Raw genomic sequence first — 26,153 nt, forward strand, 5'->3', positions numbered from 1 at the left:
CGGCGACCGGTGTCTGACGGGCCGTCACGGTCGCCGGCCCGAGCAGGTCTGGACGACCGCGCGGACCGACGGGTCGCCCCAGGCGAGTTCGCGCAGCAGCGCGGCGGTGCCCTCCTCGGGATCGATCAGCGCGACGCCGCGGCGCGCGTAGGCGCGGGCGAGTTCGGGTCCGACCATGCCGGTGTGGCCCGCGGCCGGGGCCCAGGGGCCCCAGTGCACGGTGAGCGCCCGGTGGCCGGTGCGGGCGGCCCAGTCGGCGCCCAGCGTCTCCAGCGCGTCGTTGGCGGCGGCGTAGTCGGCCTGCCCCCGGTTGCCGAGGACGGCGCTGACGCTGCCGAACAGTACGACGAAGGCCGGGCCGCCCGGGAGTTCCTCCAGCGCCGCCAGGAGGGTCGCGGCGCCGGCGGTCTTGGTGTCGTAGACCCGCCGGAAGGACTCGGGGGTCTTCTCGGCGAGGAGCCGGTCCTCGATCACCCCGGCCGCGTAGACGACGCCGTCCAGTCGGCCGTGTTCCGCGTGGATCTCCTTGACCGTCTGGAGAGCGGCGTCGTGGTCGCGGAAGTCCACCGCGCGGTAGCCCACCCGGCTGCCGAGCGCGGTGAGTTCGGCGATGGTCGCCGCGATCTCCCGCTGGGCGAGCAGGAGTTCGGCCTCCCGGCCGACCTCGGCCGCGCTCGGGGCCCCTGTCGAGCGGGCCGCGAGCACGGCGCGCACCTCGGCCGGGGTCCGGGCGGCCGCGATCCCCGGGTCCTCCGGGCCGGCGGGCGCGGGTGTCCTGCCGACGAGTTCGATACGGCAGCGGCAGGCCGCGGCGAGGGCGGCGGCGAACCGGGCGGTGATGCCGCGGGCGCCGCCGACCAGCAGGACCACGGAGTCGCGGTCCAGGCCGAGCGCGGCGGCCTCGGCGGCGCCGTCGCCGCCGGGTCCGGCACCCGTGGTGCCCAGGGCGCCCAGCGGGTCCGGGACCAGCTCGTAGCCGCCCCGGACCGACGCCGTGCGCAGTACGACGGGAGCCGCGTCGGGCGACAGGAGTTCCTCGACCAGAGCCTCGGCCGCGCTGCGGGCGGCGGTGTCGGCGGGCAGGTCGACGACGCGGGCCACGACCCCCGGGTACTCGCGGGCGACGGTCCGGAACAGCCCGTGCAGCCCGGCCGAGCGGACGTCCCGCGGGCGCCGCGCGGCCAGCAGCCAGCGCGGTCCGCGGGCCAGGGCGTCGCGCAGCACGGCGAACCCGTCCGGCAGGACCGGCGGTCCGTCGGGCGCGAGCGGGGCCAGATCGATGACGCCGTCGAGTACGCCGTCGAGCGCGCCGTCCGCCGCGGCGGGCAGCCGGCCGGCGGGCGCGGGGATCACTTCGGCGCCGTGGGAGGTGAGTACGGCGGTCAGTTCGGCGGCGACGGCGGGCGTGATGTCAGGCGCCGTGGTCCCGGATCCGGCCGTGGTCCCGGGCCCGGCCGGCGTCCGGGAGTCGCTCGCGCCGAGGACGACGAAGCGCTTGCCGGAGAGGACCCGCGACGGGTCGGCGAGCAGCTCCCCGTCGGGGCCGGGCAGGGGCACCGGACGCAGGGCGAGACGGGTGGGGGCTTCGCCGCCGACGACGGCGGCGGAGTCACTTCCGGTCGCCGAGGGCGGGGCCGCGGCCAGGGGCGCGGTCGAGTCCGCCGTCCCGTCCGCGGCGGACGCCGGTGACGGCTCGGGGCCGGTGGGCGGTTCCGCCGCACCGGGAAGGCGTGCCAGGAGCCAGTCGGCCACGGACGCCGCCGTGCGGGCCTTCGCCAGTTCCTCCAACTCGGCGTCGTCCAGGGCGGAGGCGGCACCCGCACCCGCCACCAGGCCCAGGCGGTGCGCCAGTTCACCGGCGATCTCGGCCCGCTTGATCGAGTCGATGCTGAGGTCCGCCTCGAGGTCCAGGTCGGGTTCGATCATGTCCACCGGGTAGCCGGTGCGTTCACTGATGATCTGCAGGACGGCCTGCCGTACGTCGGCCCGCGCGGCCGGGCCGTCGGCCGCAGGGGCCGATGCGGCCGCCGGAACCGGCTGCGGGGCGGCCGTGAGCTGCGGGCGCGCGGCGACGGCCGGTTCGGTCGCGACCACCGGTTCGGGCACTGCCGCCGGGCCGACCGGGGCCGCCGGCCGGTCGCCGGGTGTCGCGCCCAGGTAGGTGAGCAGGACGTCGCGCTGGGCGGCGACCATCTCCCGGCTGGTGCGCAGGAAGTCGGCGATGAGCGCGTCCTGTTCGGCGGGGACGCCGGTCTGGGGGTTCGTCGGCACAGTCGTCTCCACGACGCGTCGGGCCGGTGCGAGGGCACCGGGCAGCAGGTCTCCGGCGGCGGTGCGGACCAGATGCCCGTCCACGGTCCAGCCCGGCCGCGGCGGCAGCGGGGCGGTGAGCGCGTCGACGGCGTCGCGGCCGCGCAGCAGCCGCCCCGTGCGCACCGGCGCCCCGGCGACGGCCAGCCGGGCGAGCGCGTCGAGCCAGCCCCGCAGGCCGCTGTCCGGGGTCGGCTCGCAGGCCACCGCGTGGTGCGGCCGGTCGCCGAGGATCCGGCCGACCAGCCGGGTGAGCACCGACCCGGGTCCGGCCTCGACGAAGACGCGCGCCCCGGCCTCGTACATGGCCTCGATCTCGGCGGCGAACGACACGGGCGCGCCGATCTGGGCGGCGAGTTCGGCCCGTACGGCCGCCGGAGTGGGGTCGTACGGGGCGGCCGTGCGGTTGGACCAGACCGTGAACTCGGGCTCCAGGACGGGTGTTTCGGCGAGCACCTCGGCGAAACGGGCGCCGGCGGCGGCCACCACCGGGCTGTGGAAGGCGCAGGCGACGGGGATGCGCTGGGCGCTGTGGCCGGCCGCGCGCAGCAGCCGGACCGCGGTGGTGACGTCCTCGGTGGGTCCGGAGATCACCGTCTGTTCGGGGGAGTTGCGGTTGGCCACCACGACGGAGGCGGGCGCCCGCGCGGTGCGCAGGGCCCGTTCGACGTCGTCGGCGCCGGCCGCGACGGCGGCCATGGTGCCGGGGTCGTCCCCGGCCGCGGCCAGGATGGCCTGAGCCCGCGCGGTGCTCAGGTCGAGGAGGGCCGCGGCGTCGATCGCCCCGGCGGCGCAGAGCGCGACGAGTTCGCCGTAGCTGTGCCCGGCCGCCATGTCCGGGCGGACCCCGGCCGTCGTGAGCAGCGCGTGCGCGGCGAGCCCGGCGATGCCGAGGGCGGGCTGGGCGACGCGGGTGTCCGTCAGCGCGGCCCGCTGCCGCTCGCGTCCGGCGTCGTCGAAGGCGGCGGGCGGGTGGAGCGGGGCGGCGTACGCACGGCCGAGGCGCAGGTGGTGCTGGAGGTCGGGGAGGGCGACGAGGAGGTCGGCGAGCATCCCGGGGCGCTGGCTGCCCTGGCCGGGGAAGAGGAAGGCGATCCGGCCGTCTCCGCCGGCGGCGTCGGCGTCGTCCGCCGCGAGATGCACCCCCGCCGCCGGGTCCCGCTCCCCGGCCAGGACCTTGCGGACGCCCGCGATCAGGCCGTCCACGTCGGCGGCCACGACCGCCGCCCGTACCGGACCCCGCCCGGTGTCGGCCCGGCGCGCGGCGCTCAGCGCCAGGTCGCGCAGCCGCCAGGGCCGGGTGCCCGCGGCGGCGGCCTCCGCCGCCTCCAGGATCTCGGCGGCGGTGCGCCGTACGGCCGCCGGGTCCTTGCCGCGGAAGAGGAACAGCTCCGCGGGCCAGGCGTCCAGGCCCTGCGCGGGCGGCAGCGTGTCCTCGTGGGCGGCGAGCACCGCGTGGAAGTTGGTGCCGCCGAACCCGAACGCGCTGAGCCCGGCGAGGCGTTCGCCCGCCGGTGCCGGCCAGGGGCTGGCCCGGGTACGGAAGGCGAAGGGACTGTCGTCGGCCCGCCAGGCGGAGTTGGGCCGCCGCAGATGCAGCGTGGGCGGCAGGACGCCGGTGTGCAGCGCCAGGACGGCCTTGATCAGGCCGGCCAGCCCCGCCGCGCACTTGGTGTGCCCGATCTGCGACTTGACCGAGCCGAGCACGCAACCGCCGGTGGCCGCCCCGGCGGCGTCGAACACCTCGCTGAGCACCGTCAGTTCGGTGCGGTCGCCGACGACGGTCCCGGTGCCGTGCGCCTCGACGAGCCCCACGTCGGCCGGGGAGACGCCCGCGTTGCGGTAGGCCCGTTCCAGGGCGGCGCGCTGGCCCTCGGGACGGGGCGCCGTCAGGCCCAGGGAGCGGCCGTCGCTGGAGCTGCCCAGTCCCTTGACGACGCCGTAGATCCGATCGCCGTCGCGCTCGGCGTCCGCGAGCCGCTTGAGGACCACGCAGGCGACCCCTTCCCCGAGGGCGATGCCGTCGGCGGAGTCGTCGAAGGCGCGGGAGCGTCCGGTGGGGGACAGGGCGTGCACCGAGGAGAAGAGCACGTAGTCGTTGATGCCGTTGTGCAGATCGGCGCCGCCGCACAGCGCCATGTCGCTGGTCCTGGCGGTGAGTTCCTTGCAGGCGGCGTCGAGCGCGGCCAGCGAGGACGCGCAGGCGGCGTCGACGGTGTAGTTGGCGCCGCCGAGGTCGAGCCGGTTGGCGATGCGTCCCGAGATGACGTTGGAGAGCATCCCGGGGAAGGAGTCCTCGGTGAGCCGGGGCAGTTGGTCCGCGAGTCCCTCGGGCACCCGGCCGTAGTACGACGGCAGCACGGCACGCAGGGTGGCCGCGTTCGACAGGTCGCTGCCCGCCTCCGCGCCGAAGACGACGGAGGCGCGGGAGCGGTCGAACGGGCGGTCCCCGTCGCCGTACCCGGCGTGCTCCAGCGCCCGCCGGGCCGCTTCGAGGGCGAGCAGCTGGACGGGTTCGATGCTGCCGAGCGAGGCGGGCGGGATGCCGTAGCGCAGCGGGTCGAAGGGGATGCGCGGCAGGAAGCCGCCCCATGTGGACGGGGTGACCCCGTTCTCGCCGTGGTGCAGCGCGGGGTCCCAGCGGTCGGGCGGCACCTCGGTCACGCAGTCGCGGCCGGAGAGCACGTTGGCCCAGAAGGCCGCGAGGTCCGGCGAGCCGGGGAACATGCAGGCCATGCCCACGACAGCGATGTCGAGCGGTGCGGGCGGCTCGTCCACGGCGGCCTCCCCGATGCCGAGCGGGCCGCGCAGTGCGGCCGCGCGGGCGGTGAGGAACTCCGCCGCGCCCTCGGTGACCGCGCGGTGCAGGGCGTCGATGGTGGTGGTGGCCGAGCGCAGCACGGCCACCTCGCCCGCCATGAACAGCCCCTCGGCGAGCTGGCGTCGCTCGTCGACGGCGGTCAGCGCTCCGTCGGCGTCGCGGTCGAGCCCCTTGCCGGCGATGCGCAGCCGTCCGACATTGAGCCGTTCCAGCTCCTCCCACAGCTGCCGGTCCGCCGTGCCCGCCTTGCTCAACTGTGCCTTGCGCGCGCCGAATTCGGCGGTGAACGGGCTCGGTACGCAGCGGGTGGCGTGGCCGGGGGCGGTCTCCAGCAGGGTGGTCCGGTCGGCGGCCAGCACCTGGCGCTGGAACACCGGCCGGATCGCGCCGTGTGCCACGGCCTCCTCGGTGAACAGGTAGGCGGTGCCCATGAGAAGGCCGACGCGGGCGCCGCGCGCGGTGAGCGGCCAGGTGAGCGCGGCCACCATCGCCGCGGAGCGCTCGTCGTGCACACCGCCCGCGAAGAAGATCTCCAGGGCGCCCGCCGTCCCCGCGTCCGCGTCGGCCAGGAAGTCCTCCAGGACGGCCAGTTGGGCCTCCCACAGCGGGAAGGAGGCGCGCGGTCCGACATGCCCGCCGCACTCCGAGCCCTCGAGGACGAACCGCCTTGCGCCCGCCTGGAGGAACTGCCGCAGCAACCCGGGCGAGGGCACGTGCAGGAAGGTGTGGATCCCGGCCTGCTCCAGTGTCCTTGCCTGGGCGGGGCGTCCCCCCGCGATGATCGCGTGCGTGGGCCGGATCTCCCGTACGGCCTCCAGCTGGGCGCCGCGCACGTCCTCGGGGGCGAAGCCGAGCACCCCGACGCCCCACGGGCGGCCGTCCGCCGCGGCGCGGGTGCGGGTCAGCATCTCCCGGGTCCGCTTGCCGTCCGCCAGGGCCAGCGCGAGAAACGGCAGCCCGCCCTCCTCGGCCACGGCGGCGGCGAACGCGGCCCGGTCGCTCACCCGGGTCATCGGCCCCTGCGCCACCGGCAGCCGGGTTCCGAGGGCCCGGCTCATCGGGGAGTCGGGGCCGAGGGCGCGGACGGGGCCGTCGGCGTCCGAGGACGCGGCGGCGGCCCCGCGCACGGCGTCCTTCAACGCCCGGACCGTGCGGCGGGTGTCGCCCCAGCGGTCCGCGAACCGGGCGGCGAGGAAGCCGTCCTGACCGACCGGCAGCAGCTGGGTGTCCGGATCGCGCGCGCCGAGCAGGGCCGCGACCGCCTCGGGGTCCTCGGCCGGGGGCCGCGGCGCGTCCGGGCCGCGCCGCAGCAGCACCCGGTGCCCGCCGACCACCACCGTCTCCGAGCCGTCCAGCGCGCGCAGCGCCCCGGCGGCGGACTCCGGCAGGCCCGATTCGGTCAGCAGCGCGAGCTGTCCCTCCAGGACGACACCGGCCGCGCCGCCGGTGATCGCGGCGGCGGCCGTGTGCGGCCCGATCCCGCCGCACGCCCACACCGGCACGTCCACGTCGGGCGCGCCGAGCAGCAGTTGGAGCAGGACGAACGTGCCCAGCTCCCCGATCCGGCCGCCGCACTCGCGGCCCCGGGCGATCAGACCGTCCGCGCCGGCCCGGATCGCCGCCCGCGCCTCGTCGAGGTCCGTGACCTCCACGAGCACCCGATGGCGGGCGGCGACCGCGCCGGCCCGCCAGGGCGCGCCCGCGCCCAGCAGCACGGTGTGCGGCGGGCGGCCCCGGGCGGGCCCGGCGTCGAGGTCGGCGGGGTCGGTGCGGCAGCGTGGGCCGATCCGGACGCCGTACGGGCGCGCTGTCAGGGCGCGCAGCCGCGCGAGTTCCTCGCGGGATCTTCGGTCCCCGTCGCCCAGGTCGAGCACGCCCAGTCCGCCGGCGGCGCCGACGGCCGCCGCGAGCCGGGCATCGGGTTCGCCGAACGGGGTGATGCCAATGATCATGTCCTCGGTGCGCACAGCGGACGTCATGATTCTCCGAATCAACGGCAGAACTGCACGGTGGGGGGTGGGACAACGACGAATAGGCCGCCATTCGAGCTGATTGCTTGAAACCGGCAGAAAGCTAGTCGCGGTATTACTCGCGGGTCAACGACGCCCCGACCCGGTGCGATGAAAGGGCATCGATCCGGTCAGTCGCGGGCCGCGGGGCCAGGCATCGAAAAAGCGCGCAATTGCCGTCAGGTGCCGCGCGGGCCGGGATCGGCGGGTCCGCCCCGACATGCGGAGATCCCGGTCATCTCCCTCGAATTCACTCGTGCCTCATGTCGTCGAAACACGGCCGAAGGCGTGCCGGAACCCGGGTGCGGGGGCCGGTGTCGGTCAGATTGTCCGGAACGGATCGTGACTCTCGCGAAGACGCGGGGGCAGGAGTCGCGGATCGGACCGGCCGGATGCGACAAACTTCTGGACACGCGGAATTCACGCCGGTTCACGGGGGTGAAATACCCGGGTTATTTCCGCGGCCGTGGGAAACTCTTGATCGAAAGAGGGCGAAGGCCGTGGCGGCGCGCCGAGCGGGGAGATCCCGCCGACGGGAGAGGGCGGGACGGCACCGAGCCCGATTTACTTGAGTTACGCAACGATATGGTAACGTGGCTGTATGGCCACGCATCCGCGCCCCGTCGCTCCCGCCGCGTCCCCCGAGGTGGTGGAGATCGAGCGCGCGCTCACCCGTATCACCTACCTCAGCACGCGCGCTCGCCAGCACGAGCGGCTCATGGCGCTCGCCGGGGTGCCGCTGGACCGGGCCGCGGTGGCCCTGCTGCGGCAGATCGCCGACTCCGAGTCGCTGCGCCCGGGGGAGCTGGCCCAGCGGCTCGGCGTCGAGGCGTCCCATGTGACCAGGACCGTGCAGCAGTTGCAGCGCGGCGGCTATGTGAACCGGGTGCCCGACCCGGACGACCGGCGGGCCCACCGCGTCGAACTCACCGACGCGGGGCGCCGGGCCGTCGACCAGGTCCGCGACGCCGGGGCGCGCGGGATGCAACTGGCCCTGTCGGCCTGGTCGCCCGACGAACTCAGCCATCTGGCCACGCTGTTCCACCGTATGGTCGACGACTTCCTGGCCTACGCCGTCGACGACGACCCGGCCCAGGGGAGCGACGAGCCCGCCCCCGACGCCTGATCCGGCCCGTCAGCCGAGCCGGGAGACCTGGTAGTGGGCGATGCGCCACCGCGCGTCCTCGCGCCGCAGCAGCACGCTGATGCGGACGTTCAGCGTCGGGCGGTCCGTGAAGCCGAAGTCCACGTCCAGATAGGCGAGGACGACCTCCTCCGCCGGGCGCCGGGTCTCCAGGATCCGGTAGGCGGCCGTCATGTCGAGCGGCTGTGCGTCGTAGTAGGCCGCCACCCCGGGCCGTCCCACGCTGTAGGGGTGCAGGCCCTGGAAGATCGCGTCCTGCGTGAACTCGTCGGCGACCCGGTCCGGTTCGTGCGCGTCGACCGCGGACTTCCACCGGTCGACGACCTCCCGCACCACTGCCTCGTCCTGGGGCGTGCTGCTCATGACCGCTCTCCTTCCTCTCGGTGGCCGGCCTCACGGTGAGGCCGGCCCGCCCTCGTTCAGTGCCCGGCGCTCATGCCGCCGTCGACGTGGAGGATCTCGCCGGTCACGAACGGCGCGTCCTCCAGGAAGAGCACGGCGTCGACGACGTCGGACGTCTCACCCATCCGGCCGACCGGGTGCAGCCCCGCGAGGACCTCGTGGGTCTCCTCGGGGTGCATCGGCGTCTTGATGGTGCCGGGCGAGACCGCGTTGACGCGGATGCCGCGCCTGGCGTACTCGACCGCGAGCGACTTGGTCGCCGACTGGATGCCGCCCTTCGTCAGCGACGCGAGCACCGAGGGCACGCGGGCGTCCGCGTTGTCGACCAGGCTCGTGGTGATGCTCACGATGTGGCCGCCGCCCTGCGCGAGCATGTGCTCCGCGGCTCGCTGCGTGATGTGGAAGAAGCCGTCGAGGTTGATCCCGGTGACGCCGGCGTAGTCGTCGGCCGTGTAGTCGGTGAACGGCTTCGCGACGAACACGCCCGCGTTGTTGACCAGCGTGTCGATCCGCCCGAACTCCTCGACCGCGGCTGCGACGACGCGCTCGGCGGTGGCGGGGTCGGCGATGTCGCCCCGGACGGTGAGCACGCCGGGGTCGGCGGACAGGGCGATGGAGCGTGAGGTCGCGACGACGGCGTACCCGAGCTTGCGGTAGGCGGCGACGAGGGCGGCGCCGATGCCCTGCGAGGCTCCGGTGACGACGGCGACCTTCTGGGTCTGAGTGCTCATGGGTGGTTCTCCCGGTGGGGGCTTCCGACCGGTCCGAGTTACTAGACGACCGGTCGACTAACGAGCTCGAAGGTAGGACGCGGCGGGACGGGAAGCAAGGGACGGCCAGGACCGGCTGCCTCTCAGCTGCTAGGCGCAGGCTCGCAGCGCGGGTGAGGCGGGTCGGGGCGAGCGGGGCGGCCGGTCGGTCGGGGGTGACCGCGGGGTGGCCGGGGTGGTGGAGCGGGGCAGGCGAGGCGGGCCTGTCCGGTGTCCGGGCGGGTGCGGAGGGGGTCGGGCGGTTCCGGGTGTCCGGGCCGGGCGGGCAGCGGGGCCGGGTGGTCGGCGGGGCCGGGTCAGGGTGCCCGGTGCGGGTCGCCCTCCGGGAGCCAGGCGTCCGGGCCGTGGATGCCGAAGTCGCCGTCGACGGACAGCGCCTCCACGACGTCTAGCACGGCGGCGCGCACCTCGTCGCGCCGCCACACCAGCGACCAGGTCCAGTGGATCTCCGGCCCGACGACGGGCCGCCGTACGAGATCGGCCGGGAGCGAAGCGGTCTGCCCCTTGGGGGAGTTGACCACCGGGCGGCCGCTGCGGCGGACGTGGTCGAAGAACGCCGGCCCGGTGACGCCGCCGTCCGAGACGCGCATCGCGCGGGCCCCGGTGTCGCGGGCCAGGGCCTCGGCGTAGACGTTCCACGACGACCAGGACGTGGCGTCGTCGTCGACCAGGACCACGGTGTCCGCGGCCCGCACCGGGCCCGTCGCGTCACCGCGGGCCACCGCGTAGAGCCGGTCCGCGCCGACGAGGCGGGCGCTCAGCCCGCGCGCGTCGAGATCCTCCGTGCGCACCCAGCACACTGCGAGATCCAGGCTGCCCTCGGCGACCCGCGCCGCCTGGGCGTGCGAGGGGGCCACCCACGCGTCGACGTGCACCTGCGCCACCGCGGCCGTGCGGGCGGCCAGGTCCGGGGGCAGCCAGTTGACGTAACCGAGCCGGACCGGCTCCGAGCCGGACAGCCGGCGCGCGCGGTGCTGAAGGTCGTCGGCCCGCTCCAGCAGCGCCCTGGTGTGCGGCAGCAGCGCGGAACCGGCCGCGGTCAGCGCGACGGACCGGCGGTCGCGGTCGAAGAGGCGTACGCCCAGGTCGCGTTCGAGGGCCTTGATCTGCTGGGAGAGCGACGGTCCCGCGATCAGCAGACGCTCGGCGGCCCGGCCGAAGTTGAGCTCCTCGGCGACGGCGACGAAGTACCTCAGCTGGCGCAGTTCCACGCCGGTCATGCTACGTCGCCCCACCTGCGTGGAAGGCCGCGCCTTGCACCAGGGAGGAAGTCTGTCGTGGCGGTGGCCGCCGTACCGCCGGACGATGGGGGCACCGGCACCGAGGCCGGGGTCGGCGCCCGCACCGGTGCCGGAGCCCACCGCACACTCAGCGAACGGAGCACTGCCATGCGCGAGTTCCTCGTCGAGATCACCACGACGATCCCCGAGGGCACCCCCCAGGAGGAGGTCGACCGGCGGCGCGCCGCCGAGGCCGTCCACGCGAAGGAACTGGCCGCGAGCGGCCGTCTCGCGCGGCTGTGGCGCCCGGTCGGCGAGCTGCGCAGTGTCGGCATCTGGCTGGCCGACGACGAGGACGACCTGCGGCGCACGGTGCTCGGGACCCTTCCGCTGAGTTCGTGGATGACGTTCGTGATCACCCCGCTGGAATCGCATCCCAACGACCCGGGCCGCGCGGACGGGGCGTCGTGAGCACGCTGCCCGCGCAGCGGCTCGCCCCGCACGCGGGGCCGGCCGCCGACCGGCCCTGGACGCACGTCGGGCAGGCCGCCGCCGCGCTGGCCGCCGGGATGGGCGTCGGCCGGTTCGTCTACACCCCGATCCTGCCCCTCATGCACGCCCACGCCGGACTCTCCGCGAGCGCCGGCGCGCACCTGGCCACCGCCAACTACGTCGGCTACCTGCTCGGCGCGCTCGCCGGCATCCTCGCGCCCGCGCTGGTCCGCTCGTCCGCCCTGCTGCGGGCGGCGCTGCTCGTGCTCACCGTGGACCTCGCCCTGATGCCGGCCACGCGCAGCGCCACCGTGTGGCTCGCGCTGCGGCTGATCGCCGGGGCGGCCAGCGCGCTGGTGTTCGTCATCGCGGTCAGCTCGCTGCTGGGCTGGCTGCGTGAGCATCCGGCGCATCTGTCCGGCTGGGCGTTCGGCGGGGTCGGCGCGGGGATCGCGCTGTCCGGCCTGCTCGTGCTGGCGCTGCGGTCCGTGGGGGACTGGCGTACGGCGTGGTGGGCCTCGGCCGGGCTCGCCGCGCTGCTGACGGCGGGGGCGTGGCGGCTGCGCACCGGACCGGCGGCGGCGAGTCCGGTCGGCCGGGGCGGCGGAAGTACCCGCGGCGGCGGGTCCGGCACGCTCCCGGTCCGCTCCGGACCCCCGGCGCCGGCCGTGGCACCCGCCGCCGGCGCGTCGACCGTGCTCTCCCCGACCGCGGTGGGCCGGCCGGCCCGCGTTCCCGCGCCCGCGGGGCGCGCCGCCGTGCAGCGGCCCCACCGCTGGTTCGCCGCGCTGTTCGTGTCGTACACGCTGGAAGGCGTCGGCTACATCGTCGCCGGGACCTTCCTCGTCGCCGCGATCGACCAGAGCTCACCCGGCTGGGTGGGCGGCGGCGCCTGGGTGCTCGTCGGGCTGGCCGCCGTACCGTCCTCGGCGCTCTGGGCCTGGCTGGGGCACCGCTGGTCACGCCCCGGTCTGCTGCTCGCGGCGCTGGTCGTCCAGGCGGCCGGGATCGCGCTGCCCGCGCTGGTGTCCGGCGTGGCACCGGCGCTGGTCTCCGCCGTCCTGTTCGGCGCGACCTTCATCGGCATCAGCACGCTGGCCCTGGCGGCGGGCGCGCACCTGGGCTTCCCCCGCTCCGTGGCGCTGCTGACCGCCGGGTACTCGGCCGGGCAGATCCTCGGGCCGCTCGCGGTCACCCCGCTGCTCCACCACGGCTACCACCAGGCGCTGCTCCTGGCCGCGGGCGTGGTCCTGCTGGCCGCCGCGGCGGCCGCCGTGCTGCGCGTCGGGTTTCCGCGGCACATGGTGGTGGTACGGCCCGCGTGACGCCCGGCGTGACACGGGCACGCACGCAAGGGCCTCCGGCCGCTTTCCACTCGACCGCTTCTTCCCGGGGACCGCTTCCCCCGGGGGATCCCCTTCCCGACCGCTCCGACCGCTCCGACCGCTCCGACCGCTCCGACTGCCCCGACTGCTCCGACCGCTCCCGACTGTTCACGACGAGAGAGTCCGACATGACCACACCGCGGGATCTGCTGTTCGTCGCCATGGACGCGCCCTCCCACCAGCAAGTCGGGCAGGGCGACCTCTCGCTGGCCCTCGCGGGGGCCGAACTCCTCGACCTGCTGGAGACCGGCGGGCTCACCCTCGACGGCGACCGCATCGTGCCGGGGGCGCCCCAGACCGCGGACGACCGCCTGCTGACGGAGGCGTCGGCGGCGCTGAACCGCGGGGAGCCGCACGAGACCGTGCCCGACTGGCTCTGGCGCCGGGGCCAGGGGCTGGCGACGGCGTATCTCGACGCCGTGGAGGAGGAGAACAGCGGCTCGCCGCGTCGCCGGATCTCCCTGCTCGTCGGCCGGGCCGACCCGCTCGACTCGCCGGGCCGCAAGGCGGCGGACGAGCGCTGGGCCTCCGGCGAGGTGCGGCTGGCCGCGCTCGGTGCCGCCGTGGGCCTGCGGGACGCGCCGGACGCGGAGGCCGTCGAGGCCACGGGCGACGCCGTCGTCACGGTCCTCGCCGCCGTCGACGAGGCCGTGGTGGAACTGGAGGCGGTACGGCAGCGGCGCAGCATCGAGGACGCGGCCTTCGACAACGTGTGGCGCGCGCCCTGAGCCGTCACGCCGCCCCGCCGGACGGGGGCGCCCAGGGGTCAGACCCCGGCCGGCGCCCCCTGCGTCTGTCCCGCGCCCAGGAGGGCCAGGCAGTTCGCCCAGAGCGGGCCGAGCCGTCCGGTGTTGTTGTAGAGCTTGGCGAACAGCACCTGGCCCTCCAACTGCGCCACCACCGCCCGCGCCGCCTCGGCTGTGTCGGCCGCGGTGACCTGGCCCCGCCGCCGGGCCTCGTCGATCACGGAGCCGACCATCGCGACCTGCGCGTCGAAGATCTCCTGGAGCCGGGAGCGGACGACCTCGACGTGGTTGCTCATCTCCAGGCTGAGATTGCCGAACAGACAGCCTGAGACGGTTCCGCAGCCCTCCTGGCCCGCGCGCTGCGCCGCCTCGGTCTCGGCGCACAGCCGCCGCAGCCGGTCGAGGGGCTCCCCGTCGCCGTGCAGGACGCGGGTCCAGGCGGACTCCTGCTCCGCCCAGCGCTCGTCGAGCACGGCCAGCGCGAGGGCCTCCTTCGACTCGAAGAAGTAGTAGAAGCTGCCCTTCGGCACCCCGGCCGCCTTGCAGATCTCGGCCACGCCGAGCGCCGAGTAGCCGCGCAGCTCGATCAACGCCTGCGCTGCACCGAGAATCCGCTCCCTGGCGTCGCTGGTCCGTCCCATACCTGCGAGTGTACGACCGGTCGTCTACCCCACATCCGGCCTTCCCCGCCCCGGCCCCACCCACCGGACCCCGCCGATCGGGGCGCCTGATCCGGGCCCCTGCCCCGCCCACCGGACCTGGCCGCCGGACCCGCCCGCCGGACCTGGCCGAGCGGGGCACCTGATCCGGGTCTCCTCGAGGCCCGCCCGTCCGGCCCGTACGCTCGACCCGCACGCCTTCGCTCACGCGCGGCCCTCCGGCGTCCTGCTCCGCCGTGCGAGCGCCGCCGACCGGGGCGCGCGGCCCGGCTGCGCGAGGCTACCGATCCGGGCCCGCGAAAGTCCGTACTCCGGCGGGGAGATGCTCTCCATGCGGGGCGACGTCCGAGGGAGACGGGCGGCTCACGTCCGGCCCGGACCCCAGGCGCGCGGCATGTCCAGACCTGAGCTGTGCCCGGCGTCCGCCTTCCGGCCGACCGAGGCCGTCGCTCCCGGCCCGCGCCCCCACCGAGCGAAGCCCTCTCGCCGCCGGACGGCACCGGGCCCACACCGCGGCCGGACGAGGCGCCTGCGCCTCCCGCCCGGTGCCGCCGCGCGATACCGACCCCGGCCTCAGCCCCACTCGAGCGACGCTCCTGACCTGGTCCCGAGTCCGCCCGACCCCAGCTCCCGAGCCAGCCCTGTACCCGACCTCGGGCCAGCCCGGCACTCGGCCTCGTGGCCAGTCCGCGCCTGGCTCCCGGCACCCGGCCTCGTGGCCAGTCCGCCCCCGGCCCGCGCCGCCCCGCCCCCGGATCCCCGCAAGCCAAGCGCAGCGACCCCGTACCCACCGGTCGGTTCGGCTCTACCGTCCAGTAATATCGCCCCGGCCGTCAGAGGAGGAACCGTGTCCCGGTCCGAACGCTCGCCCCTGTTGCTCGCCGGTCTGCTGGCCGGCGCAGGAGTCGCCCACTTCGCCGTGCCGCGTCAGTTCGACGCGATCGTCCCGAAGGGCCTGCCGGGTTCCGCGCGGGCCTGGACGTACGCCAGCGGCGCCGCCGAACTGGCGCTCGCCGCCGGGCTCGCCCTGCCGCGCACCCGGCGTCCGGCCGCCCTGGCCGCCGCCGCCTTCTTCGTCGGGGTGTTCCCCGCCAACGTCAAGATGGCGGTGGACTGGCGCCACCGGCCCGCGCCGCTCAGGAACGCGGCGCTCGCCCGGCTGCCCCTCCAGGTCCCGCTGGTGCTGTGGGCCCGCGGCGTCGCGAAGAACACGGAGGCCCAGGCATGAGCGCACGCGTGGACGTCGGGACCGTGGTCGACGACTTCGAGCTGTCCGACGAGACCGGCACCCCCCGCACCCTGTCCGGGCTGCTCGCGGACGGCCCGGTGGTGCTGTTCTTCTACCCGGCCGCCCTCTCGCCCGGCTGCACCGCCGAGGCGTGCCACTTCCGCGACCTCGCCGCCGAGTTCGCGGCGGCGGGCGCCCGTCCGGTGGGCATCAGCGGCGACGCCGTCGAGCGGCAGCAGGAGTTCGCCGGCCGGCACGGCCTCGGGATGCCGCTGCTGTCCGACCCCGACGGTGCCGTGCGGGAGCTGTTCGGGGTGAAGCGGGGCTTCGCCCTCGTCCCCACCAAGCGGGCCACCTTCGTCATCGCGCAGGACCGCACCGTGATCGAGGTCGTGCGCAGCGAGGTCCGGATGAACACCCACGCCGACCGTGCGCTCGCGGCCCTGCGGGCCCACCAGGGCTGAGCCGGGCGCCGGGCTGCCCCGGCCCGGTTGATGCCCTGCGCCATTAGGAACATGCTGGGGCATATGGAGCATGTCGCCGCCACGGCGGTCGTGGACGCCGACGGCACGGTGACGGGTTGGAGCGAGGGTGCCCGGCAGCTCGTCGGGCACCTCGCCCAGGAGGTCGTCGGCACACCGGCCGCCGGCCTTCTCGCCGAGCCGGTGCCGCACAGAGTGGCCGCCGCGGGGGGCGGTCCGGTGCTGCTGCGCCATCGCGACGGACACCCCGTGCCGGCCGTCGTCACCGCGTGCCCGCTGCTCGGCCCGCGCGGCACCCCCGTGGGCTTCGCGGTCACCGCCGAGCGGCCCGCGCGCCCCCTGAGCGTCCTGGTGGGCCGGGTCTTCGAGCAGTCGTCGATGTCGATGTCCGTCTTCGACGTCGACCAGCGCTATCTGCGCGTCAACGACGTCGCCTGCCGCGTCATGGGCGAGCCGGAGCAGGCACTGCTGGGCCGCGCGTTCCTCGACACCGTGCCGGACACCGAGGACAACCGCGGCTTCGTGCACCATCTGCGGCGGGTCGTCGAGACCGGCCGCCCGGTCCGCTACGAGAGCTTCACCGACGCCCCCGGGGAGCCGCGGGCGCACGCCTGGAGCATCGAGATGTGGCCCGTGCGCGAGGGCGACGGCGAACTGACCGCGGTCGCGCTGGCCGCGTTCGACAACAGCGAGCAGTACTGGGCCAGGGAACGGCTGGCCCTGCTGAACGAGGCCGCGACCGCCATCGGCACCTCGCTGGACGTGGTGCGCACCGCCGAGGAGATGGTGCAGCTGGTGGTCGGGCCGTACGCCGACTTCGCCAGCGTCGACCTGCTCGACTGGGTGCTGGCCGCCGACGAGTTGCCGCCGGCCGCCGGGCAGGAGATCGGCGAGCGGATCGTGCTGCGCCGGGTCGCCCACGCCTCCCTGCGCGAGGGCACGCCCGAGGCCGCGGTGGGCCTCGGCGAGAGCGATGTCTACCCCCCGTTCAGCCCGCCCGCGCGGGCGGTGCGGGAACGGCGCGCGGTGCTCGCCCACGCAGGCGAGCCCGAGTTCATGAACTGGGTCGCGGAGCGCAACATCCGGGGGCCCGACGGCCGCCCCTTCCGGGCCGGCGTCCACTCCATGCTCGCCGTCCCGTTGCGCGCCCGCGGCACCACCCTCGGTGTCGCGGTCTGCGTCCGCATGAGCCACCCCGACGCCTACGGCCGTGACGACGCGGTGTTCGCCGAGGAACTCGCCAGCCGCGCCGCCGTCTGCGTCGACAACGCCCGCCGCTTCGCCCGTGAACGCGCCACCGCACTGGCGCTCCAGCACAGCCTGCTGCCGCAGAGCCTGCCGGGCCAGGCGGCCGTCGAGGTCGCGCACCGCTATCTGCCGTGCGGGTCGATCGCGGGCATCGGCGGCGACTGGTTCGACGTCATCCCGCTGTCCGGCAGCCGGGTCGCCCTCGTCGTCGGCGACGTCGTCGGCCACGGCATCCAGTCCTCCGCCACGATGGGCCGGCTCCGCACCGCCGTACGGACCCTCGCGGACGTCGACCTGGCCCCCGACGAACTGCTCACCCACCTCGACGACCTGGTCACCCACCTCGCCTCCGGGGACGGCGGCGCCGAGGCCGCCGAACTCGGCGCGACCTGCCTGTACGCCGTCTACGACCCCGTCTCGCGCCGGCTGACCGTCGCGGCCGCCGGACATCCGCCGCCGGCCGTCGTGCTGCCCGGCGGCCCCGCGCGGCTGCTGGAGATGACTTCGGGCCCCCCGCTCGGCGTCGGCGGGCTGCCGTTCGAGGCGACGGAGGTGCAACTGCCGGAGGACACGGTCGTGGCGCTGTACACCGACGGGCTCGTCGAGGACCGCGACCGCGACGTCGACCGGGCCACCGCCGAGATGTGCCGTGCGCTGGCGGCCCCCGCGGGCAGCCTGGAGGCGCTCAGCGACGGTGTGCTGAAGGCCGTACTGCCCGAGCAGCCGAGCGACGACGTGGCGCTGCTGCTGGCCCGCACCCGCGCGCTGGGCGGCGACCGGGTCGCCACCTGGGACGTGCCGCCCGACCCGGCGCAGGTCGCCGTCGCCCGGCAGTCCGCCACCGAACAGCTCACCGCCTGGGGCCTGGACGAGGCGGCCTTCGTCACCGAGCTCGTCGTCAGCGAACTCGTCACCAACGCGATCCGCTACGGCGAACCGCCCATCCAGCTGCGGCTGATCCGCGACCGCGCCCTCATCTGCGAGGTCTCCGACGGCAGTTCCACCTCACCGCATCTGCGGCGGGCGCACGCCTACGACGAGGGAGGCCGCGGACTGCTGCTGGTCGCCCAGCTCACCCAGCGCTGGGGCAGCCGGCAGACCGGCGGCGGCAAGACGATCTGGGCCGAGCAGCCGCTGCCGCCGGCCTGAGTCCCACGCGCCGCCGGCCCGGACCTCACTGGAAGTCGCAGCCGGGGTTGGGCGCGTCCTCGGAGAACGGCGCGCCGTGCGGCAGCACGTACAGCACGTCCAGTACGACGTCGGTGCGGCCGAGGTTGCGCCCGATGTGGACGTTGGAGGGACCGGCCGGCTCCTGGATCGCGCTGCCCTTGCGGTAGAGGCCGTCCTCGGCGCAGGACGAGTCGAAGTGGCTGAGGGTGCCCGCCTTGACGACGCCGTAGAGCGGGCCGTCGTGGTAGTGCCAGCCGGTGGACTGGCCGGGCGGAATGGTGATCTCGCGCAGGATGTAGTCCGTGGAGCCCACCGTGGTCTGGGCGATGACCTTCGCGGTGACCCCCGGTCCGGCGGGCGTCGCGTGGGCTGCGCCGCCGATCAGGACGGTGCCGAGGGTCAGCGTGGCGGCGGTGGCGGTACGCAGTGAGGTGCGCATCATGCGAGCAGGCCTCCCGAGGCGAAGCATCCGGTGTCGCCGCGAAGATATGGGCCCGGGGCGCTCGCCGGGGCCGGAACCCCGTGATCCGCCCCCTCCATTCACCCGGCTGCCCACGCACCCCGGCCCGCCCGCGCGCCCTCGCCCCGTCCCGCCCGTGCGGTCCGCACTTCCCGTAACCGGGCCCCTGGGCCCACACCCCGGCCGCCGCGTCCCGCCCGCGCGCCCTCGCCCCGCGCCCGGTCCGCCGCCGCGCCCCCGCCCGGCCGTCAGCCGGCCACCGGCCGCCCGATCGCGTCCAGTTCCGCGACCGCCTCGGCCGGCAGCACGAGGTCCGCGGCGGCGATGTTCTCCCGCAGGTGCTCGGGCGAGGAGGTGCCGGGGATGAGGACGATGTTCGGGGAGCGCTGGAGCAGCCAGGCCAGGGCCACCTGCTGCGGCGAGGCGTCCAGCCGGGCGGCGACCTTCGACAGCGTCTCCGACTGGAGCGGGCTGAAGCCGCCCAGCGGGAAGTACGGCGTGAAGGCGATCCCCTCCGCCGCCGTCCGCGCCAGCAGCGCGTCGTCCTGCCGGTTGGCCAGGTTGTACAGGTTCTGCACGGTCACCACCGGCGCGATCGCCTGTGCCTCGGTGAGCTGGGCCGCGGAGACCGCGCTCAGCCCCAGGTGCCGGATCAGGCCCTGCTCGCGCAGCCCGGCGAGCGCGCCGAACATGTCGGCGACCGAGTCCTCGTTCGGGGTGTCCATGTCGCCGAGCCGCAGGTTGACCACGTCCAGGGCCTCCACGCCCAGGTGGCGCAGGTTGTCGTGGACCTGCGCGACCAGGTCGGCAGGGTGCCGGGACATGATCCAGCTGCCGTCGGCGCCGCGCCGCGCGCCGACCTTGGTGACGATCCGCAGCCGCTCGGGGTACGGGTGCAGGGCCTCCTTGATGATCTCGTTGACGACCACGGGGCCGTAGAAGTCCGCCGTGTCGATGTGGGTGATCCCGGCCGCCACGGCCGCGCGGAGCACCGCCACGGCCCGGGCGCGGTCCTTGGGCGGACCGAAGACGTGCGGCCCCGCCAGCTGCATGGCGCCGTAGCCCATCCGGGTCAGGGTGAGCCCGTCGGCCGGGGTGAACGTGGAGCCGAGGTTGCCGTGCATGTCGTGCCTCTCGTGCCGTGTCGGTGGTCCCGGCCGCCCTCCGGGGCGGACCGGCCTACCCCCACACCGTGCGCCCGGAACCCTGGTGCGCGGCAGTACCCCCCTGTTCCTGGGAGTGGCGGGACCAGGCACCGCCCGGGGCCGCCGCCGTACCGTGGGGCCATGGACGCCACGAACGCCCTCGGCGAGTTCCTGCGGGCCCGGCGGGCGCTGGTCGGCCCCGAGGAGGCCGGGCTGCCGCCCGGCGGGCTGCGCCGGGTGCCGGGGCTGCGCCGCGAGGAGGTCGCGCTGCTCGCCGGCATCAGTTCGGACTACTACCTGCGCCTGGAACAGGGCCGCGACCGCAACCCCTCCGTCCAGGTCCTGGAGTCCCTCGCGCGGGTGCTGCGGCTGGACGAGGAGGCCACCGCCCACCTCGTCGGGCTGGTCAGGGACCGGCCCGGCGGGACCGCCCGCCCGGCCCGCGGCCGGGCCCGGCCGCCGCGCGAGCGGGTGCCGCCGAGCATCCTCCAGCTGATCGACGGCTGGCCGCGCAACCCGGCCTACGTCCAGAACAGGTTCGCCGACGTCCTCGCCTCCAACGCGCTGGCGCGGGCCGTGACGCCCAACTACGCGCCCGGCGTCAACGTCCTGCGGGCCGTGTTCCTGGACCCGGCCGAGCGGGAGCTGCGCCTGGACTGGGAGGACCTCGTGGAGGAGGGCGTGGCCACCCTGCGGGCCCGCGCGGGCGCCGCCGTCGACGACCCGCGGCTGACGGACCTGGTGGGGGAGCTGTCGGTGCGCAGCGAGCGCTTCCGCGCCCTGTGGGCCCGCCACGACGTACGGCCGCGGCGGGGCAGGGTCAGCCATCTGCGCCATCCGCAGGTCGGCGAGATGCGGCTGCACTCCGACAAGCTCGCCGTCGACAGCGACGGCGAGCTGACGCTCGTGGTGTTCCACGCCGAGCCCGGCAGCCGGGACGCCGAACTCCTCGACATCCTGGGCAGCCTGGCCGCCGCGGAACCGGCACCGCGCGCGCCGGGGGCGGACCCGGCGCGACCGGCGGACCCCGGCGCCGGGCAGGGGGACCACCGTCACGCCGAGGGGCCGTAGTCCGGGGAGCCTCGGGTCCTCGCACCTCCTGGCCCCCTGGGCCCGGATCCTCGGATTCCTTGGCCCCCGGGCCCCTGGGGCCCCGGACCCTCGGACCCCCGGGCCCCTGGGGCCCCGGACCCTCGGACCCCCTGGACCCCCGGGCCCCTGGCCCTCCGGACCCCTGGCCCCCCGGACCTCGGGACCCGCGGACCCACGGGGCCCGATCACAGAAGGCCTCGTACGTCCGGGGCCGGTCTCAGAACTCCTCGTGCGTCTCGGGGTCCCCGCCCAGCCGCCGGTGGACGCGGTCCGCGATCGCGCGCACCTCGGCGGGCTCCAGCTCGAAGCCGAAGACGTCCAGATTCTCCCGCTGCCGTCCCGGGTCGGACGACTTCGGGATCGGTACGGCGCCGAGCTGGGTGTGCCAGCGCAGCACCGCCTGGCCGGGGGTCACCCCGTGCGCCTGCGCGATCCGCGCGATGCCCGGGTCGTCGAGCAGTTCGGAGCCCCGGCCGAGCGGGCTCCAGCTCTCGGTCACGATGCCCTTGTCGAGGTGGAAGGAGCGCAGCTCGTCCTGCGGCAGCAGCGGGTGCAGCTCGATCTGGTTGACGCTGGGCAGCACGCCGGTCTCCTTCTCCAGCCGCTGGATGTGTTCCGGAGTGAAGTTGGAGACGCCGATCGAGCGTACGAGACCGTCCTCGCGCAGCTTGATCATGGCCTTCCACGAGTCGACGTACCTGCCGACCCGGGGCAGCGGCCAGTGGATCAGGTACAGGTCCACGTAGTCGAGGCCCAGCCGCTGCCGGGACTCCTCGAAGGAGGCGAGCGTCTCCTCGTAACCGTGGTGGCGGCCCGGGAGCTTCGTCGTCACGACGATCTCCTCCCGGGGCACGTCGCTGCGGGCGACGCCGCGGCCCACGCCGGTCTCGTTGCGGTAGTTGGTCGCGGTGTCGATCAACCGGTAGCCGAGGCCGAGGGCGCCCAGCACCGCCTGTTCCGCCTGCGTGTCGTCCATCGGCCAGGTGCCCAGGCCGATGGCGGGCAGCGTGCTGCCGTCGTTCAGGTTGTGCGCCGGGACGCTGATCACGGTCGTACCTTCCCGTTGACTGTGCTGTACATCAAGTATGCGTCGCTGTCACCCTCGGACGGGTGATCGACGGTTCGGTGCCACCGAGCAGCGGAGGACGGATGACGAAGCACACGAAGGACCCCGCCGAGCCGGAGGGCGGTGTCCAAGTCCGGCCGGTCGCCGGGCACATCGGGGCCGAGATCGAGGGCGTCGACCTCGCGGACGGCCTCGACGACGCGCAGGTGGCGGCGGTCCGCGCGGCCGTGCTGCGCTGGAAGGTGGTGTTCTTCCGCGGGCAGCGCCTCGACCACGCCGGGCATGTGGCGTTCGCGCGCCGCTTCGGCACGCCGGTCGTCCTCGGGCGGCGCGGCGGCGCGTCCCCGGCCGGCTTCCCCGAGATCGAGACGACCGCCGACCGCCTGGAGCTGGGCGGGCGGTACGGCATGGACCACGACGAGTGGCTGCGCCGCCGCCGGCACACCCTGCTGCGCGGCTGGCACTGCGACCACGGCGCCCGGATCGACCCGCCCGCCGCGACGATCCTGCGTGCGGAGACCGTGCCGCCCTACGGCGGCGACACCACCTGGTCCAACCTGGCCGCCGCGTACGCCGGACTCTCCGCGCCGGTACGGCAGTTCGTGGACGGGCTGCGGGCCGAGCACCGGCTCGGCGTCGGCTACCAGCCGCGCCCCGGCGACGACGCCTATCTCCGCCACCTCCTCGACCACCAGGTGGCCTCCGAGCATCCGCTGGTCCGTGTGCATCCGGAGAGCGGCGAGCGGGTGCTGTTCGTCAACGGCTACTACGTCGAGCAGATCACGGGCCTGTCCCGTCCGGAGAGCGCGGCGATCCTGGAGATGCTGCTGGAGCAGGCGACCCGGCCCGAGTACACCGTCCGCTTCCGCTGGGAGCCGGGGAGCGTGGCGTTCTGGGACAACAGGGCCACCGTCCACCTTGCGCCGAGCGACAACGCCCACCTCGGCTTCCCCCGCACCATGCACCGGGTGATGCTCACCGGGGAGGTGCCGGTCGGCGTGGACGGCACCCCGTCCCGCGCCCTCAACGGCACGGAGACGGGCCGTTGGTGACGTGACGTCAGCTCCGGTGCCGAGGCAGTCGCCGTCATCCGGTCGGGCGGCGGCGCTCCGCCTCCCGGGGGCGGCGCCGCTCCGCCCCGGGACCGACGGGCCGGCAGCGCGTCAGGCGGTCGGCTCCCGGCCCAACGCCGGGCCCAGCCGGGTCGCCATGTCCGTGAGGATCTGCACGTAGTCCTCGTGGTCGAAGGCGAACGGCAGCGCGAACGCCACCTCGTCCACCTCACGGAACGCGGGGTTCTGTGCGAGGCGTTCGGCGATCTCCCGCGAGGTGCCCACCAGGTCCGGCGCGAACAGCAGCCGCGCCGGGCCCTGCGGTGACGTGGTGCGCGCCAGCCGCTTCGCCGCGTACGCCTCGTACTTGGCGCGCTGCGCGGGCGTGGCCGAGTCGGTGGGGACGACCACCAGGCCCTGGGAGACGCGCGCCGCCTCGCCGTCCGGGTGGGCCGCCCGGAAGGCGCGGATGTGGGAGAGCTGGATCTCGTCGAAGTCCCAGGGCCCGTCCGGGTCTTCGGCCCTGACCACGCTGCTGGTCAGGAAGTTCATGCCGTGCTCGCCCGCCCACCGGGCCGAGCGTGTGCTGCCGCCGCCGTACCACATCCGGCCGCCGAGCCCCGGCGACTGCGGCTGCACCCGGTCGGAGAACACCTCGAAGCCCTCGACGCCGCTGAAGTCGGTGACGGGCTTTCCGCGTACGCCGTCCAGCAGCCGTTCCACCCGCCGGTAGCCGAAGTCCTCCGCGTCGCCGGTGTCCGGGTAGAGGGCCTCCCGCACCTCCTCCCAGTGCATGGGCGGGCCCACGCTGACCCCCGGGTTGAGCCGGCCGCCGGAGAGGATGTCGACGGTGGCCAGGTCCTCGGCCAGGCGCAGCGGGTTCTCCCAGCCCAGCGGGATGACGGCTGTGCCGAGCTCGATGCGCCGGGTGCGCTGGGAGGCGGCCGCGAGCACGGCGACCGGGGAGGAGATGCCGTACTGCAGATGGCGGTGGCGCACCCACGCGCTGTCGAATCCGAGCCGCTCGCCGAGCTCGATGACCTGGAGCGTGGACTCGTGGCCGCGCGCCGGGTCGTCGCCGTCGAACAGGCCGATGGTGAGGAAGCCCAGCTTGCGCAGGGGGCGTCCGGTGGTCGGCATGGGCACGCGTACTCCTTGGCCGGTCGGCTGGTCGTACGGCGTCGATCACGCCGTACGGCAGTGCCAACCGCGGGTACCGCGGAGGTGTTCCCGGGCCCTCGGTGCCGTCGGCGCCCCGCGGCGCGCGCTCACCACTCGCGGGGGCGGGGCGCGGTGCCGTTGAGCGTGCGCGAGGCGGGCCGGTGCGGGGCGCGGTCCGCCGTGGCGCGCGGAGCGCGGACCCTCGCATCGCGCGGGACACGCGCGGCCGGATCCGCGCCCCCGGCGGACGGCGGCCGGCCGTCCTCGTCGGGTACGCCGATGAACTCGGCCGCGGCGCCGGGCCGGCCGCGGACGGGGGAGGCTCCCGAGCGGTGGTCCGCCCCGCCCTCGCCGCCGTTTCCGGCTCCCCTGACCGCTCCGTCTGCGTGATCGGCCACGTGATCGTCCCCACGGACGTCCGCGTCGTCCTCCCCGAGCACCAGCAGCGGATCGAACATCACCATCACCGCCGCGAGGAACAGGAAGATGACCGGGCCGATCAGCATCGGCAGCAGCAGCGACGTGCCCGAGTCCCCGTCCCACGAGCCGGAGCCGCCGCCGTCGTGGACATGAACCCGTACGGCGGCCATGGCCGTGTAGTGCATCCCCGACACGGCCGCGCCCATGGCGAGGCTGGCCGCCAGGCTCGCCTTGAAGCCGCGCACGGACACGGCCGCCCACAGCGCCGCGGTCGCCGCCACGATCGCGATGACGAGGGAGAGCACCAGGCCGACGGGCTCGTAGCCGATGTCGCCGTCGAGCCGCAGCCCGGCCATGCCCACGTAGTGCATGGCGGCCACGCCGAGCCCGGTGACGACGCCCGCGACGGCCAGGGTGCCGGGTGTGGCGCCCCGGCAGCCGACCGTGAACACGCCGATGCCGACCACGACGACCGCCACGACCAGGCTGAGCGCGGTGGTGCCGACGTCGTAGCCGACGCGGGTCTGCGTCACCTCGAAGCCGAGCATGGCGATGAAGTGCATGGTCCAGATGCCACAGCCGATCGAGGCGGCGCCCAGGGCCAGCCATCCCGGTTTCCACGGCCGGTCGCCGCCCAGTGAGCGGACGATGCAGCGCAGTCCCAGCGCCCCGCCGAGGCAGGCCATCACAAACGCCGCGACCGGGGTCACCAGGCCGTAGCGGAATCCGTCGACCGTGCCGAGCATCGCGACAACTCCCCGAGGGCCTTGGTTGGTTGGGGGGAAGCGTCGCGTGGCCCCGGCGTCGGCGCAAGACCCCCCGGCGGACGCGCGGGGTGTGACGGCCGGGCACAGAGGGATAACCCTCGATTACGCCGGGTGGTGCTGACATGCACGGAACAACTCTGCGATCCTCCATCCACTCGTAAGGGGAACTTCCCACAGTCCCCTCACAGTTAACGGCCCCGCACAACTCTGCTCGTCCCGGTCAGCACACCCGGCTGTCCGGTCTGACTCCGGCCGCGACCCGGCGGCCACCGCAGTAGGAGTACGAGTGAGACGCATTCCCCGCAAGCGGGCCGCGGCAGGAGCCGCTCTGGTCTCCACAGCCGCCCTTCTCGCCGTCGGCATCCAGTCGTTCCCGGCGAGCGCGACGCCCGCGTCCCCCCACCCCAGCCCCCTGCGCACCGGCGCGCTGGAGGCCAAACTCACCCCCGCCCAGCACTCCGCGCTGATGAAGAGCGCTCAGGAGAACTCCACGACGACGGCCCGCACCATCGGGCTCGGCGCCAAGGAGAAGCTGGTCGTCAAGGACGTCGTCAAGGACAACGACGGCACCGTGCACACCCGTTACGAGCGCACCTACGCGGGCCTGCCGGTCCTCGGCGGCGACCTCGTGGTGCACACGCCGCCCGCCTCCCTGGCCGTCGGCACGGTGAGCACCACGTTCGCCAACAAGCACACCATCAAGGTCGCGAGCACCACCGCCGCCTACACGAAGTCCGCCGCGGAGACCAAGGCGCTGAAGACGGCGAAGACGCTGGACGCCAAGGCGTCCGCGACCGACAGCGCGCGCAAGGTCATCTGGGCCGGCAGCGGCACGCCCAAGCTGGCCTGGGAGACCGTGATCGGCGGCTTCCAGGACGACGGCACGCCCAACCAGCTGCACGTC

The 26,153-nt window shown here is 75.2% G+C and carries 18 protein-coding genes and 2 pseudogenes; 10 read left to right on the plus strand and 10 right to left on the minus strand.

Translation table 11 applies throughout. The features are described 5' to 3' along the window. Positions 1-24 precede the first annotated feature (24 nt). Complete coding sequence (locus WN71_RS28045; protein WP_046588778.1) at positions 25-7,110, minus strand: type I polyketide synthase; 7,086 nt, start codon at positions 7,108-7,110, stop codon at positions 25-27. Between the two features lie 631 nt (positions 7,111-7,741). On the opposite strand from WN71_RS28045, the gene WN71_RS28050 reads away from it, so the two are divergent. Continuing rightward, on the plus strand, positions 7,742-8,266 hold the full coding sequence (locus WN71_RS28050; RefSeq protein ID WP_046588776.1) for a MarR family winged helix-turn-helix transcriptional regulator: 525 nt from the start codon (positions 7,742-7,744) through the stop codon (positions 8,264-8,266). 9 nt (positions 8,267-8,275) lie between these two features. On the opposite strand, the gene WN71_RS28055 is transcribed toward WN71_RS28050, so the two are convergent. The 3 genes from WN71_RS28055 to WN71_RS28065 form a co-directional block, all read right to left on the minus strand. Then, positions 8,276-8,647, minus strand: coding sequence for an SgcJ/EcaC family oxidoreductase (locus WN71_RS28055; protein ID WP_046588774.1), 372 nt, complete (start codon positions 8,645-8,647; stop codon positions 8,276-8,278). A 56-nt stretch (positions 8,648-8,703) separates the two neighbouring features. Next, positions 8,704-9,417 (minus strand): SDR family NAD(P)-dependent oxidoreductase, encoded by a 714-nt coding sequence (locus WN71_RS28060; protein ID WP_046588772.1) that lies wholly within the window; start codon positions 9,415-9,417, stop codon positions 8,704-8,706. A 335-nt stretch (positions 9,418-9,752) separates the two neighbouring features. Continuing rightward, positions 9,753-10,676, minus strand: a complete 924-nt coding sequence (locus WN71_RS28065; protein ID WP_046588770.1) for a LysR family transcriptional regulator — start codon at positions 10,674-10,676, stop codon at positions 9,753-9,755. Between the two features lie 168 nt (positions 10,677-10,844). On the opposite strand from WN71_RS28065, the gene WN71_RS28070 reads away from it, so the two are divergent. The 3 genes from WN71_RS28070 to WN71_RS28080 all read left to right on the plus strand — a co-directional run bounded on the left by WN71_RS28070 (position 10,845) and on the right by WN71_RS28080 (position 13,281). Continuing rightward, positions 10,845-11,147 carry a muconolactone Delta-isomerase family protein gene (locus WN71_RS28070; protein ID WP_046588885.1) on the plus strand — a complete coding sequence of 101 codons (303 nt, stop codon included), beginning with the start codon at positions 10,845-10,847 and terminating at the stop codon, positions 11,145-11,147. A gap of 98 nt (positions 11,148-11,245) precedes the next feature. Next, positions 11,246-12,493, plus strand: a complete 1,248-nt coding sequence (locus tag WN71_RS28075) for a YbfB/YjiJ family MFS transporter (RefSeq protein ID WP_046588884.1) — start codon at positions 11,246-11,248, stop codon at positions 12,491-12,493. A gap of 188 nt (positions 12,494-12,681) precedes the next feature. Next, complete coding sequence (locus WN71_RS28080) at positions 12,682-13,281, plus strand: GPP34 family phosphoprotein (RefSeq protein ID WP_046588767.1); 600 nt, start codon at positions 12,682-12,684, stop codon at positions 13,279-13,281. Between the two features lie 38 nt (positions 13,282-13,319). Here WN71_RS28080 and WN71_RS28085 read toward each other — a convergent pair whose 3' ends face one another. Then, on the minus strand, positions 13,320-13,940 hold the full coding sequence (locus WN71_RS28085; protein ID WP_046588765.1) for a TetR/AcrR family transcriptional regulator: 621 nt from the start codon (positions 13,938-13,940) through the stop codon (positions 13,320-13,322). Positions 13,941-14,805: 865 nt separating this feature from the next. Here WN71_RS28085 and WN71_RS28090 point away from each other — a divergent pair. The 3 genes from WN71_RS28090 (at position 14,806) to WN71_RS28100 (ending at position 18,065) form a co-directional block, all read left to right on the plus strand. Next, complete coding sequence (locus WN71_RS28090) at positions 14,806-15,186, plus strand: DoxX family protein (protein WP_046588763.1); 381 nt, start codon at positions 14,806-14,808, stop codon at positions 15,184-15,186. Next, a complete protein-coding gene (locus tag WN71_RS28095; protein WP_046588762.1) occupies positions 15,183-15,650 on the plus strand; it encodes a peroxiredoxin in 468 nt (155 codons plus the stop codon). Before WN71_RS28090 ends, WN71_RS28095 begins: the two co-directional genes overlap by 4 nt. A 63-nt stretch (positions 15,651-15,713) precedes the next feature. Next, complete coding sequence (locus WN71_RS28100; RefSeq protein WP_046588761.1) at positions 15,714-18,065, plus strand: SpoIIE family protein phosphatase; 2,352 nt, start codon at positions 15,714-15,716, stop codon at positions 18,063-18,065. A gap of 25 nt (positions 18,066-18,090) precedes the next feature. Here the strand turns inward: WN71_RS28100 and WN71_RS28105 are convergent, their stop codons facing one another. Both WN71_RS28105 and WN71_RS28110 read right to left on the minus strand, forming a co-directional pair. Then, positions 18,091-18,525, minus strand: coding sequence for a cupin domain-containing protein (locus WN71_RS28105; RefSeq protein ID WP_046588882.1), 435 nt, complete (start codon positions 18,523-18,525; stop codon positions 18,091-18,093). Positions 18,526-18,794: 269 nt separating this feature from the next. Next, on the minus strand, positions 18,795-19,670 hold the full coding sequence (locus tag WN71_RS28110; protein ID WP_046588760.1) for an oxidoreductase: 876 nt from the start codon (positions 19,668-19,670) through the stop codon (positions 18,795-18,797). Positions 19,671-19,832: 162 nt separating this feature from the next. Between WN71_RS28110 and WN71_RS28115 the strand changes: the two genes are divergently transcribed. Then, positions 19,833-20,762, plus strand: a complete 930-nt coding sequence (locus WN71_RS28115; RefSeq protein ID WP_046588758.1) for a helix-turn-helix domain-containing protein — start codon at positions 19,833-19,835, stop codon at positions 20,760-20,762. Positions 20,763-21,000: 238 nt separating this feature from the next. Here WN71_RS28115 and WN71_RS28120 read toward each other — a convergent pair whose 3' ends face one another. Further along, positions 21,001-21,831 carry an aldo/keto reductase gene (locus WN71_RS28120; RefSeq protein WP_046588756.1) on the minus strand — a complete coding sequence of 277 codons (831 nt, stop codon included), beginning with the start codon at positions 21,829-21,831 and terminating at the stop codon, positions 21,001-21,003. 101 nt (positions 21,832-21,932) lie between these two features. On the opposite strand from WN71_RS28120, the gene WN71_RS28125 reads away from it, so the two are divergent. Next, complete coding sequence (locus WN71_RS28125) at positions 21,933-22,901, plus strand: TauD/TfdA dioxygenase family protein (RefSeq protein ID WP_046588754.1); 969 nt, start codon at positions 21,933-21,935, stop codon at positions 22,899-22,901. A 111-nt stretch (positions 22,902-23,012) separates the two neighbouring features. Here WN71_RS28125 and WN71_RS28130 read toward each other — a convergent pair whose 3' ends face one another. Continuing rightward, positions 23,013-24,041 carry an LLM class flavin-dependent oxidoreductase gene (locus tag WN71_RS28130; protein WP_046588751.1) on the minus strand — a complete coding sequence of 343 codons (1,029 nt, stop codon included), beginning with the start codon at positions 24,039-24,041 and terminating at the stop codon, positions 23,013-23,015. 443 nt (positions 24,042-24,484) lie between these two features. Then, positions 24,485-25,228, minus strand: a pseudogene (locus WN71_RS28135) (MHYT domain-containing protein); the annotation flags it as partial. A 307-nt stretch (positions 25,229-25,535) separates the two neighbouring features. On the opposite strand from WN71_RS28135, the pseudogene WN71_RS28140 reads away from it, so the two are divergent. Beyond that, positions 25,536-26,153, plus strand: a pseudogene (locus WN71_RS28140) (M4 family metallopeptidase); the annotation flags it as partial.

Origin of the sequence: Streptomyces mangrovisoli (assembly GCF_000974985.2) — a bacterium.
GTDB lineage: Bacteria > Actinomycetota > Actinomycetes > Streptomycetales > Streptomycetaceae > Streptomyces > Streptomyces mangrovisoli.